General features: G+C 46.4%; 9 protein-coding genes and 1 tRNA gene. 4 read left to right on the forward strand and 6 right to left on the reverse strand.

The window, feature by feature from the left end:
• Positions 1–113: 113 nt before the first annotated feature.
• Entirely contained in the window at positions 114–845 is a 732-nt protein-coding gene (locus tag BEL04_RS07430) for a polyprenol monophosphomannose synthase (protein ID WP_066003543.1), read from the reverse strand.
• Between the two features lie 211 nt (positions 846–1,056).
• Between BEL04_RS07430 and BEL04_RS07435 the strand changes: the two genes are divergently transcribed.
• The 4 genes from BEL04_RS07435 to BEL04_RS07450 all read left to right on the forward strand — a co-directional run bounded on the left by BEL04_RS07435 (position 1,057) and on the right by BEL04_RS07450 (position 4,427).
• Positions 1,057–1,869: a DUF4350 domain-containing protein gene (locus BEL04_RS07435; protein WP_066001853.1), complete on the forward strand. Its 813-nt coding sequence runs from the start codon at positions 1,057–1,059 to the stop codon at positions 1,867–1,869.
• Between the two features lie 488 nt (positions 1,870–2,357).
• A complete protein-coding gene (locus BEL04_RS07440) occupies positions 2,358–3,518 on the forward strand; it encodes a M28 family metallopeptidase (protein WP_066001855.1) in 1,161 nt (386 codons plus the stop codon).
• Positions 3,519–3,548: 30 nt separating this feature from the next.
• Positions 3,549–4,265, forward strand: coding sequence for a DUF1080 domain-containing protein (locus BEL04_RS07445; protein WP_066001857.1), 717 nt, complete (start codon positions 3,549–3,551; stop codon positions 4,263–4,265).
• An 88-nt stretch (positions 4,266–4,353) separates the two neighbouring features.
• Positions 4,354–4,427: transfer RNA gene (locus BEL04_RS07450), tRNA-Arg, on the forward strand.
• Between the two features lie 65 nt (positions 4,428–4,492).
• Here BEL04_RS07450 and BEL04_RS07455 read toward each other — a convergent pair.
• The 5 genes from BEL04_RS07455 to BEL04_RS07475 form a co-directional block, all read right to left on the reverse strand.
• Positions 4,493–5,650, reverse strand: coding sequence for a glycosyl hydrolase family 8 (locus BEL04_RS07455; protein ID WP_254659539.1), 1,158 nt, complete (start codon positions 5,648–5,650; stop codon positions 4,493–4,495).
• Positions 5,651–5,947: 297 nt separating this feature from the next.
• Complete coding sequence (locus tag BEL04_RS07460; RefSeq protein ID WP_083227800.1) at positions 5,948–7,567, reverse strand: RagB/SusD family nutrient uptake outer membrane protein; 1,620 nt, start codon at positions 7,565–7,567, stop codon at positions 5,948–5,950.
• Positions 7,568–7,592: 25 nt separating this feature from the next.
• On the reverse strand, positions 7,593–10,553 hold the full coding sequence (locus tag BEL04_RS07465; protein WP_083227801.1) for a SusC/RagA family TonB-linked outer membrane protein: 2,961 nt from the start codon (positions 10,551–10,553) through the stop codon (positions 7,593–7,595).
• Positions 10,554–10,587: 34 nt separating this feature from the next.
• Complete coding sequence (locus tag BEL04_RS07470) at positions 10,588–12,114, reverse strand: fasciclin domain-containing protein (protein ID WP_066001870.1); 1,527 nt, start codon at positions 12,112–12,114, stop codon at positions 10,588–10,590.
• A 25-nt stretch (positions 12,115–12,139) separates the two neighbouring features.
• A complete protein-coding gene (locus tag BEL04_RS07475) occupies positions 12,140–13,612 on the reverse strand; it encodes a RagB/SusD family nutrient uptake outer membrane protein (protein ID WP_066001873.1) in 1,473 nt (490 codons plus the stop codon).
• Between the last annotated feature and the right edge of the window lie 2 nt (positions 13,613–13,614).

Genomic DNA, 13,614 nt, shown 5'->3' on the forward strand with positions numbered 1-13,614 from the left:
ACCAACGAAATTAGTAATTAAATTGAAAAGCCCCCTCTAAATCTCCCCCTGTAGGGGAGACTTTTTTAAATGGTTGTTTAAAGCCCTCCCTTCCGGGGAGGGTTGGGTGGGGCCTACCCTTCCGGATACTTCCTGAATATGGCGTTGATACGCATCTGGATCACACCAAAAAACGCTTCACGGAAAATACGGGTCGACATTTTGGAAGTGCCTACCGTACGGTCGGTAAAAATGATCGGCACTTCAACCACCTTAAAACCATGCTTAATAGCGGTATATTTCATCTCGATCTGGAAGGCGTAGCCTACAAACTGTATCTTATCCAGTTGCACGGTCTCTAATACTTTGCGCTTATAGCATTTAAACCCGGCTGTGGCATCCTGTATATCGATGCCGGTAATAAAGCGCACATATACCGAGGCAAAATAGCTCATCAGCACCCGGCTCATCGGCCAGTTTACCACGTTAACGCCTTTAACATAGCGCGAACCCACGGCCACATCGGCACCATCCACACAAGCCTGGCGCAGGCGGATCAGGTCGTCGGGGTTATGCGAAAAATCGGCATCCATTTCAAAAATATAATCGTACTGGTGCGCAATGGCCCATTTAAACCCATGAATGTAAGCGGTGCCTAAACCTTGCTTCCCTGCACGTTCTTCGATAAACAACCGATCCGGGTAATCTATCTGGATGCGTTTAACGATCTGCGCCGTACCATCGGGCGAACCGTCGTCTATAATCAATACATGAAAATCATGTTCAAGCGAGAATACTTTATTCAACAGGCGTTCAATATTCTCTTTTTCGTTGTAGGTTGGTATAATTACAATACTATCGGGCACCTGTGCTTCTGAGTTTGGTTTCTGATCGGGCAAATGTCAATAAACTGAAAGGCAAATATAGAAAGTTTTTTCTCGCAGTGCCGGCAGTGCTTATCCACTATATGCAAAATATTACACTATATTGGCTTAAACACATATTTTGCACAGGTGTTTTACTATTTTGGTTTTTAACGTCTATATTTAGGCACCAATTATCCAATTAACAACAACCATGAAAAAAAACAGAATAACGCTGCTTATTGCCCTCTTCGCGCTTGCACTCATTCCAAAGGTAAAGGCCCAAGGCCCGAACTGGATAGTCGATCTCGACTGCTACTTTAACCACGAGTTTAAAAAGGATAAGGAAGGTAAATTTACCTCCGAACGCTTCCACTACATCTGGGATGAAAAGGACCTGAACGGTTACTCCAATTGGGGCGATGCATTTATCAAATACGGCGCCACACTCAAAAGTCACGAAGAAGCTCCCACTGCCGAAAACCTGAAACACAGCGATATTTATATCATTGTAGACCCTGACAACAAAAAGGAAACGCCCGACCCGCATATCATTACCCCGAAAGATGCCAAAGCCATAGCCGGGTGGGTAAAAGCCGGCGGCGTTTTGGTGATACTGGCTAACGACAGCGCCAACGTTAACCTGCCAAGCACCAATGTGCTCGCTAAAGAGTTTGGTTTACATTTCAATGATGATATACAGAACCACGTTATCGGTAGCAACATTGCTGCTGGTACTTTGATGGTACCCGACGGCGACCCTATCTTCAAAACTGCCAAAAAGATTTACCTGAAGGATATGAGCTCCATCACCCTGAGCGGCAATGCCAAAGCTGCTTACACTAATAAAGACGGTGTAGTGCTGATGGCGACAGTTAAGTACGGTAAAGGCACCGTATTTGCAGTAGGCGACCCCTGGTTGTACAACGAATACACTAACGGGCATTTACCCGCAGGTTACGATAACGACAAAGCAGCCGACGATCTGAGTAAATGGCTCATCGCGCAGATACCCAGAAAGAAATAATTTATTCACAAAAAGCCCCGGATTAAATAAATCCGGGGCTTTTTGTGTTTTTGGCGAATTATATCCGGAAAAATATTTTTTGGAGATATCAAAATATTTTTACCTTTATAAAAATAACAAGTTATTCTTTTAGTGATGTTATTTAAAACGGCCAATCCCCAGGCTTAGTATCATTGCAGTATAGCTGTTATTTTCCAGGTTGCAATCCTGCAACCCAAACACACACCGTTTTATTCCTGGGCAATTTTAATCATCAATCCCATTTTTGGGTACGGTGAAGTTTTGTTTGTTCTTTGTCTGAGCCTTTACTGGCGGATGCTCGGGCAACAACAATATTGATCCTCTTTAATTATTTTTTATCCAATCCCTTAAAAAATAATTTTAGTTAACTGACCAAAACACCAGCCATGCCCCCGGACAGCCACCCGGGGGCTTTTTTGTGTGGTCAATTCTGATAAAATCGGTATACTTGTTCAGATCGAAGTCACATGAAAATAAAGTTCGTATTACTATTTATACTTATCGCTAACATCTCCCTCGCCCAGGAGGCCGACCCTGCCTTTGGCCACAAAATGATTGATACGCTCACTTCAAAATACTTTTGGGGCCGCGGTTATACCAACGACGGCGTTGGCAAAGCCGCACGTTTTTTGGCCGGGCAATTTAAAAGTTACGGTTTGCAGCCGATGGATGGCAAGCGTTTCGAACAGCCGTTCAGTTTCCCGGTTAACACCTTTCCGGGAAAAGCAGAGGTGAACATTAATGGCACTAAGTTGCGTACCGGTTACGATTATATTGTAACTGCCGATAGCCGTGGTATCAAAACCAGCGGTACCCTCATAAAAAGCGACAGCGTACATTTTGTAGATGCGGAACATCGAATTATGGTAACCTTGCAAAAAAAGCTAACCTGGGATGTAGCTCAAAAAACCGAAGATTATACCGGTATTGAAGTAGATCAGAAAGCTATAACCGGCGATCCGCAAACTATCGACATTGATATAGAAAACAAGCTCATCCCCCAATTTAAAACAGCCAACATCTGCGGTGTGGTAAAGGGTACTGTTAAACCCGATTCCATCATCGTAATAACTGCCCATTATGATCACCTGGGCGGCATGGGCAACGCTACCTACTTTCCGGGTGCTAACGACAATGCCAGCGGAGTAACTTTATTGCTTGCTCTGGCACAGTATTACGGAACGCACCCTCAACCTTATACCATGGCCTTTATCCTCTTTTCGGGTGAAGAGGCTGGCTTGCTGGGGTCTAAGTATTTTACAGAAAACCCGTTGATCAAACTATCAGATATCCGTTTCCTATTCAACCTCGACCTGGAAGGTACCGGCGACGAAGGTGCGACCGTAGTGAACAGCACCATCTACAAAAACGAATTTGCCCTGCTTAACCAGGTGAACGATCAGTATCATTACTTGGTTAAAATTTATCCACGTGGCAAAGCCGCAAACAGCGATCATTATTTTTTTACCGAGAAGAGGGTACCGGCGTTTTTTATGTACACCATGGGCGGCATCAAAGCTTATCACGATGTTTACGACATCAGTGCTACCCTGCCTCTAACCAAATATCCGGAATTATTTAAATTGCTGCTGGCTTTCAACGATAGACTGATGAATAAAAGTAATTGATTGTTACCTTTATCTACCTGTTTAAAACCAATGAAGATCAGATATTTTCTACTACTCATTACGGTTGCCATCCCGGCACTGTCATTTAAGGACCAGGAAAAAGGTTTTGTACCGATGTTCGACGGCAAAACCCTCAGCGGCTGGGAAGGCGACCCGAAATACTGGCGCGCCGAAAACGGCGAGATCATCGGCGAGATAACACCGGCAACGATCATCAAAGTCAATACCTTTTTGATTTGGAAAGGCGGCCAGCCCGGCGATTTTGAATTGAAATGCGAGTACCGCATCTCGGCCAAAGGCAACAGCGGCATCAACTATCGCAGCACACGTGTTGATACCTTGCCTTATGCCCTAAAAGGCTACCAGTTCGACCTCGACGGTAAGGACAAATACAACTTGGGCTATCCCAAATACAGTGGCCAGAACTATGAAGAGCGCGGCCGGCAATTCCTCGCCTATCGCGGGCAGCGTACCACTATTGAGCCCGATAAAAAGCCTGTCGTTACTGATAGTTTGGGCACTAAGGAAACGTTATTAAAAGCGATCAGGTACGACGACTGGAACGAGATTGACCTGGTAGTAAAAGGCAATAACATGAAGCATTACATCAACGGTGTGTTAATGAGCGAAGTTACCGATAACGACCTTGTTAACCGCAAGATGAACGGCCTCATCGGTGTGCAGGTGCACGTTGGGCCACCCATGAAGATAGAGTATAAAAACCTCAGGATAAAATACTTAAAGTAATACATATCTGATTAAATTAACTTAAACAAGCATTTTCAAATCTTAAGCAATTTGTGCATATTTGCACCGCAAAAAAATATACTTGCACGGTTGCATAGCTCAACTGGATAGAGCAACTGCCTTCTAAGCAGTAGGTTTCAGGTTCGAGCCCTGATGCGACCACGAAACAAAGCCTTTTGGAGATGCTCTCTCTGAAAGGTTTTTTTGTTTTGACCGTTGTGCTGCTTTCAATGAGGCGATGGTTTAATAATATGATATTTACCGCTCAGGTGCATCAGGCTGAACAGGTAAAGCAACCCATCGTAGTAAGGGTCAAAATAACCATCATCATAAGGCTGTAGCTTAGCGTCCCACAGCGCACGCACAAAATCAAGGCTATGCTTGTCCGTATCCATTAACACCGAGGCTGCACTTGTGGATACGAGTCCTAAAGAGTGTCGCAGCTTTCTGAAACCGCCTGCCTGCAAAATGTATTCGGGCGGCGTGCCATCCAGGTTAAACTGATCGCCGAATTGATCAATCCCTTTCGATCGTAAAAATGCCTGGAACCGCCGGGCATAATCATGCTGCCATGCCCTGTCTTTACCAAACCAGTTGTAATCCATAGCAATATTCATGGGCACCCGCCACGAATCGTACCTGAATACCGACTGCATACGCGTATTGTGCGGCTGGCCCGAAAATTCGGTATAATCGGGATTCAGCCCGGTACCTGCCGCGCACGCCCGGTGCAGGAACGCACGCGCAGTATCTGCGCAATCTTTATAAAATTGTTCATGACCATCGCGTGCATACATCGCCCAAACTTCAAAAAAAGCAGGTAGGTGGTATGATGGATCGGTCCAGTTATAGCCACCGCCTTCGGGCACAAAACTGATTTGCTTATGTTCGGTGTTGATGATGTTATAGATACCCGCGTCTCCGTTCTTCTTCCACATCGCATCCAGTATCCACCGTGCTTCAGCGTAATAATTTATCCCGGTATTATTTCCCCACCGGTTTGATGCAAAGAGCAAATCGGTTATAAAATAAAGCTCCCCATCTGAAGCAGACCCCTCCGAATTACGGCGCATTGTTTTCGGGTTAATGCTCCAGGCAAAGTAAGCTTCCCTGGGGCCATCCTGGTGCTGGAGATATTTTTTCGACCAGCGCCATATCCGGTCAAACACGTCCTTCTTATTAAGCTGCACCGCGATCATCATCCCATACGAAAGCCCTTCCGTGCGGGCATCATGGTTTTTAACATCCGACACATACGCCATCGTATCGCCCACTTCAAAATAAACACGGTTCGGCCCTTCAAAAACATCGTAATAAGCTTTAGCCACCTTCTGGTCGATTTCTTTCTGGTCATAACCAGCTTCGCGAAAAAGATTGCGATACACACCTGATTTATATGCCGGTTCGATTGCTGTTTTTTGTTGGCTATAGCCTGGTAATTGAAACAAAATGAATAAAACCGCAACTATAATTAAACATTTTATTTGAAGCTGTGAAGATATTTTTAGCATACCGATAAATAATATTTGATGGTCAAAGCTATAGCCTTATTTCGTTCTGCAATACTACGTTTGTATATATTATGTACACATTTGTATAACGTTATACATAAAACAAAAAGCCGGCACTTTACAGTACACAGCTTTTTGCTTAATTAAAGCTTAGGTCATATCAGTCAGTCATCAATGTTGTTTCAAATTAGGGTTCAGTTGAAGCTCATTAGCGTTATATGGTAACAGCCATTTATTAGGATCTGTCAGAGTCGACTCCAAATAAGGTTTTAAAGATGCAGGTGCCCTATTCTCAACTGCATCGATCAGCACACGCGGGCGCCCGTGCCTGGCCACGCGCATTAAATCGTACCAGCGATGCCCTTCATACCCTAATTCAAGTCCGCGCTCCTTCAAAATTAAATCTTCAATCTGGTCGTTAGTAGAAGTTGTTGCGGTCGTTGACGGATAAGTTGGCATTCCTGCTCTTCCCCTCACTGCATTAAGCTTGGAGATAGCATTGCTTTTATCTCCAACCCTGTTCAATGCTTCGGCCCATAACAGGTACATGTCGCCCTGGCGGGTGATGTGAAAATCGCCTTCGCTACGATAGGGCAACCTTACCGGCGGCGGCACATCAATAGTAGCCGGTGCAACCTTACCGGTACCTAAATACTTCCATATTACAGGGTTAGGACTCCCTACCCTGTTGTAAGATGGTGCACCACCGGCATACGTACCGCCAAAACCACGGTAGGCATCATCGGTAGCGGTATTTGTTACGCTTACGCTATTTGGCCAATTAGGGTTGTAAGCCTTTATTGCCACATCAGATGGTGCGACGACATATTTCCCGCCAGATGCTGGGTCATTTGAAGTTAAAGCCATCAAAGTACTTGTTTCGCGTGTTGCGTACGAGAAATTGACCATAAACATCGGCTCGTTGAACAACTGGTTACCTAAGGTAAAAATATCAAACCAGTGATCGCCTATGGTCGGGCCGCTTCCATTCAATATGAACGGGTACTGGCCGGTGTTAAACCAGGCCTGGCAAGCGGCGTTTGCCTGCGCATATTTATTTCGCCACAGGTAAACCTCCGCCTGCAAGGCGCATACGGTACCTTTACAAACCCGGTGCCGTGTTTGCTCGTTACTTTGCCTTAAGGTGCCATCCTCGTTAAATACGTTGATGGCAAAATCGGTATTGGTGAACGCCTGGGTCAGGTCATTCTCGATCGAATCCAGGATGGTGTTTTGCGGAGTTACCGATAAGTATGATACCTTGCTGATATCGTCGACCGGTGTAGTTGTAAATGGCACGTCGCCCCAGTTCCTGATCAGGTGGAAATAGGCAAAGGCCCGCAGGTACTTAGCCTCGCCTATATACTGGTTCATCATAAACAGCGAAAAATTGTTCTGATCGCGCGGAACACGGTATATGTTTTTGATCAGATAATTTGCCCTGTTGATGAGGTCGTAGTACGGCCCCCAATTGGTGTACCGGTTTGTGGGCTTAACGCGATGCTCAGCCAGCTGAACGATATCACTGTCGGCACCCGTACCCGGTTTGGCCCAATCTGCCTGTACCTCTCCCAGTACAAACATGTAGTCCACCAGGGGTTGCAATTCCTCGTAGGTTCCGCGCAGCATATACTGCGCATCCCAATAATCGCCCAGAAAGTCCTGGGCTCGGGTAACATCGGTAGGTTTTACATCCAGGAACTTTTTGCAGGATGATATTGCGGTGACCAATACGCTCACAACAACTATCGTTGCAAAAGTAAGTCGCTTATTGAAGAAAGTTTTCATCATTATTTTGCTCTAAAATATCCAACCATTATAGCCCCAGCTTAACACCTATGTAAACCACTTTGGCTTGTGGGATACTTGCGTAATCGGCGCCGTACATAATCTGATTAACTGCGCTACCCACCTCAGGGCCATAGCCTTTGTATTTGGTGAAAGTGTACAGATTTTGCCCGGTGACCTGTACCCGGACACTTTTAAACACGCTGTTCAACCTCGCGCTTTTCAGCGGCAGGTTATAACCTAAGGTCACCGCCTTAAAGCGCAGGTAAGAGCCATCTTCGATCCAGCGGCTCGAAAAACGCGCATTCCCTTCCGGATCGCCATACTGAAGCCTCGGCATTGCAGATACGTCGCCTTCCTGGCGCCAGCGATTTAAGATAGAAGTTGATTGATTGTCGTAATTAGACATCGACTCCAGGGCGGCACGCTGCGCGTTATATACCTGGTTGCCATACGCAAAATCCATAAACACGGTCAGATCAAACATTTTGTAGCTGAACGTATTGTGAAAGCCGCCAAAGAACTTGGGATTAGCATTGCCGATGATCTTGCGGTCGTTGGTATCAATTACGCCATTGCGATCCACATCTTCATAAATCATATCACCGCCTTTGAAAGGGATAGCGTTTGTCGCCCCGTTTTTCAGCGTTACATCCGATGTTCGTGCATATACCCCTGTAGCGTTATAGCCATAAAATGCACCAACCGGACTGCCAGCTTTTAAGATAGTGCTGAATCCACCCGGATAGTTGACTATCGGGTTCGTCCTATCCGGCATCGATAAGATGGTATTTGTATTAAAGGAGATATTAAACCCGGAGTTCCAGGCGAAAGACCCTTTTTTTACATGAGTGGATAAGGAGAGCTCTACCCCCCGGTTCCTTACCGAACCTTCGCTTACGGTATAGCTCCTAAAGCCGCTTATACCCGGCAGGGCTATCGAGTTCAGCAGGTTACCGGTAACCCGGTTATAAAAGTTTGCAGTGAGTTCGATGCTGTTTTTCAGCACGCTGAAGTCGATCCCTCCATCAAACTGGGTGGTTTGTTCCCAGGTAAAATCGGGGTTACCGAGGATGCCTAACTTTACCGCCGAATAGCCCTGGTATGGAGATGCGACAATGTAATTGTAAGCGCTGTAATAACCAACATCATCATTACCGGTAATGCCGTAGCTGGCGCGCAAGGTCAGATCAGATAAAAAAGACCCGGGTTTGAAAAAGTCTTCCTTCGTGGCATGCCACGAGACTGCAACCGCCGGGAAATATCCCCACTGATGCCCTGCCGCAAACCTGCTCGAACCATCGGCCCGGATGTTTGCCCCGATGGTATATTTTGATTTATAACTATACTGCGTACCTGCAAAAAATGAGATCAGTCGCCAGGTAGGCGTCTGGCTGGCTATCGAATCGATAAAATTGGGATCGTTGGTATTGATCAGGAACTGGTCGGCCGTGGAGTTAATTGCCTTAACATATTTGGCATCAAGCGACGTCGATTGAAAAGAGTTACCCAGGTATGCCGAAAACGCGTGGTCGCCCGACTTCGACACCCGTTCATAATTCAACGTATTTTCGTTAAGTACCATCAGCTCTGTACTGTTGGCTTGCGCCGAATAACGCTGCACATAAGTTACTGGTAAAAAACCGGCCGACGGCACGAAACGCAATTCGTTCAGGCGGTCAAAATCGGCAGCGATACCGATACGCAGATTGAGGTAAGGCGAAAAGGTATATTGCCCGGTTATCCGCCCGAATATGCGGTTTGAGTTGTTTTCATCGCGCATCCTGTAAATTATCGCGTACGGATTGTTACGCCCGGCATAATCTGAGCTGTCAGGGTCGCGAAGCGTATTGCCTGTGGGATCGTGCTGTAAAGTGGTTAATGTAGGACTTTTTAATGTGGCCAATAACAACGGATTGGTATTAGGAGCGTTACCTTCATCTTTCAATACTTTATCCGAGCGTATAAATGTCAGGCTGTTCAGGAAAGTTAGTTTCTTACCTACTTTATAATCCAGGTTAAACCTGGCGCTAAACCTGTCGAAACTGGTACCGGTAATTACACCGCCCTGGTTGGTATAGCCTGCCATGAGTGAATATTTAGCCACCGCATCACCTCCGCGCAGCACCAGGTGAAAATCGTTGAAGCTGCCCCGGCTAAGCACCTGTTGTTGCCAATCGGTATTATTACTATAACGCCAGCGCTGGTTTGATGGGGTGGATAACAGCAGGTAACGCCCCATGCCGGATGTTATCTGGGCGGGAGTTTGCCCCCGTGAGGTCTCCTCATCAATAATATAACTTTTGTACTGATCGGCATTTAAAACCGACAATTCTTTCGGAACGAACGAGATACCATTGTTCAGCGTGATATCCAGCAAGGTCTTTCCGCTGGTACCGCCGTAAGTATTAACAATGACAACTCCGTTAGCCGCCCGAACTCCATAAGCTGCCGTCGCGTAAGCATCCTTCAAAACAGCTATGGATGCGATATCGTGCGGGTTAATGTCGGCCAGTGGGTCATTATCTGCATTCAGCGCCAGTGGGTATTGATTGCGGATTGATCGCACGGGCACTCCATCCACAATATATAATGGCGTGGTGCCCGCATTTAATGTAGATATTCCCCTGATATTCACAAGCGCACCCGAACCTGGTGCGCCCGATGTATTAATTACATGCACACCTGCTGCCTGCCCCTGTAACAGGCTGCCTATCGATTGCGAGGTCAATTCTTTAAATCGGTTATCCTGTAGCACCGATATGGTTCCGATAGAAGGTTGGTTTTTAACGCCTAAGTAACCCACATCCGGATTTTGCGCATTTTGCGAATCCTGCACGTCTCTTTGATTGATCAAAGCGCGCAGCGAATCTATTTTGGACAATTTAGCCGGGGAGGTGCTATTTTGGCCGAACGCCGTATAGAACGCCCCGAAGCCAAGTATGGTTAAACCCCAAAAACGAATTATTTGGTGTCGAGATCTTATCATTTTTCTATGTTGAAAGGTTAAATAACGGGTGGACTTATTTATATATCGGCGTCAGCACCAGACAATCAAAATCGACTGAACCGTTTATCGTACAAACCCATTTTAATGGAGTATCGCCGCTTTTTTTGAAGGTGTAGTTACCAATAAAAGCTTTCTGCTCCCAGTTTGAAGGCTGCCCCAGCGTCAAACCATAGTTGACCGGCACTCCGATGAGATCCTTCCCGCAATACAACTGGTAGGTTCCGCGGCCGCCTGCTTTGTAATTGGCCTCAATCCGGTAAGTCCCTTTTCTGATATTCTTCACAATCGAGATCACGGAGTCGCCCGCTGCATGAGGGCTAAAGAACAAGCAGTTGATCGTCCCACGTGAAGTACCGGTACCGCTCTCGGCATAAATGCGCCAGTTGCCGGTGGTGGTCGTCGGGGGAAGCGAACCAGCGGTAAACCCGGCAGCACCGTATTCATAACTGGTGGCCAGGCTGAAATAGTGATAGATCTGAACCCTTTTCGATGTTTTGCTATCGGTTGTTGTGTCAAACACCATGTGCTTATCCAGGTTATGAACGAGTCCATTCCGCATCAGGATATCGCTGGCGGCCAGGCCGACCGTACTGTTGTTAATCAGCTTATTGTCTGCCAGGTTAAAATATATCCAGCTTTGATTATCCAGTGACAGAATGGTATTATCATAGCTTTCCAGCAGGTTGATACCCGGAATAGCCAGGGTGTGCGGCGTATAGGAAGCACTAAAATTGCTCCCTTTGATGATGTGATACAGCATCAGGCTTTTGAGGTCAGCCATTGGCATATTATCGAATGTTGTAATGCCTGCGGTTTTTAATACATCGTTGGTTTCGGCAAAAAGCGATAAGGCTACCCGCACATTATTCTTATCGTTAAGTAAAGTAAGCGTATCGAGTAACCCTACGCGTTGCAATCCTGCTGTAAATACACTGTAGGTGCCTGGATTTTGCGACAGGAACTGACCAATGGTTAAACTTGGCGGATCCAGAACCGCATCTATCTTGTGGACAAGGCCGTTAGAGTAAACGATATCCGTTTGATAAACATGCGCAATACCATTTGCAACCGTATTATAACGATACCCCTTGGATATATCTAAGGTCAAAAAATCGCCCGCACCGGATGGGGTTGCCTGCGGCCCCTGGATAAAGTTGGCAGCATATAACCGCGTAGGGAGTATAAGATAAGTCAATACCGTTTTTAACTGCGCGGCGGTTAAATCGTTAATACTTGTTTTCCCTTTGTTTTTGATGTATTGCGCCCAGGCCGAATTATTGGGCGCAAAAAAAGTAAACGGCCCATAAGTATCCAGCGTGGCTGCCATGTTTGCTATTTGCAGCGCCTGGACTGTTGTGGTAAGCGAAGTATCTGCCTGTATCTGATCCAGCATCAGGGTAGTGCGGGTGGGCACCATGTACGAAAGACTGGTATCCCGGCAACCTGCGCATGCAGCCAGCAAACAAATAACCGTAAGCCTGGTTAACAGCTTTGCTGCACCGGTATTTGTATTGGTTAATATTTTTACTACTCTTTTCATATTAATCGGTTTAAATCATTGGCGTTTATTGATAATATGGGTTTTGCACCAACGCTGGGTTTCGGTTAAGTTCGATGCTCAGTATAGGCAGGTACCAACTTCTTGGGTCGATGATTCTCGACCGGATAAGCGCACGCTCAGCAACCGTTCTCGATTGGGCCACGGCATTGATCAGCAAATCAGGGTTGCTGTCATTTGTCGCCTCACGCACCAGGTCAAACCATCGTTTACCTTCCATGGCGAGTTCAAGGGCACGCTCCTTCAGCACGTATCCTTCGAGTAAGCCACCATCGGCGGTCCCATCAACCCCTACATAAGGAGAAATGCCAGCCCGGGTGCGTATCGTGTTAATCAAATTGATCGCTTCCTGTTTTTGGGATACGCCAAGATGGGTAAGCGCCTCGGCCCTGAGCAACATCACATCCGCCAGGCGATATACAATAAAATCAGCATCGCCCGCCGGACGGCCGATATTGGTGGTACCGTTTACACTTAAGCCTGTATACTTCCAGTACACGTTCGAACCGGCATTTACGTAGGTATTGTTTAAGCCCCTCGTCTTATCCTGCTCGATCGAGAAATAGTTTGTTAACACCGGGTTTACCGTAAAACCTCCCGACACCCCTCCAAGATTATTGGTTTCCTGTAATTTATAATCAAACTGAACCTCAAATATGCTTTCGGAAGTATTCTTCTGGGAAAACATACTGAACCAGTTAACCCCTGCTACCAATGAATATAGCGTGTTATTAAGAACCTTTTGAGAAGCATCAACTGCCTGCTGGTATTTGGCACGCCACAAATAAACATCGGTTTGTAATGCGTTTACGGCACCTCTTGTCGCCATTCCGCGGGTGGCCTGGTCGGTAGAGTATTGTGCGGGAGCCTTAGCTTCTGCAAAGGTCAGATCTGTTTCTATCTGGTCCAGCACCACGTCAGCAGAAGATTTGGGGATACGGTAGTTGACGTCGTCACTGCTTGGGGCCGTTAGTATTAACGGAACTTCTTTAAAAGCTCTTACCAGGTAAAAATATCCCAATGCCCGCAGGAACCGTGCTTGCCCGACAATAGCGTCGCTTTTTTCCTGGGTAAAGTTTTTATCCAGGTTAACGATATTGGGTACAGATTCGATCACGATATTGGCCCGGCCTATCATTTTATATACCGCAGTCCAATCAGACCATGAGCTGATATTCGTGGTAGCATCAGCAGAGAAAGCTTCATAATACGGATAGTTTGAAGTACTCTGCACTGTTGCCGTAACCAGGTCGCCCCGAAACTCACCCCAGGCCAAAAACTGGGTTACACAACCCTGAAGGCCATCGTAAACCCCGATCATGGCGGCGTTGGCATCGGCTTCGTTTTGAAAGAATTGTTCCCTGGTCAGCGAGTTGGTCGGCGCCTGGTCCAGGTATTTGCCGCACCCGACCGGCAATAAGGCCATGCAGATGATCAACATGCCAAACCATAAGGGGCTTTTTTTATGTTTTGAATTCATTT

This window comes from Mucilaginibacter sp. PPCGB 2223 (genome assembly GCF_001705515.1).
Taxonomy (GTDB): Bacteria; Bacteroidota; Bacteroidia; order Sphingobacteriales; family Sphingobacteriaceae; genus Mucilaginibacter.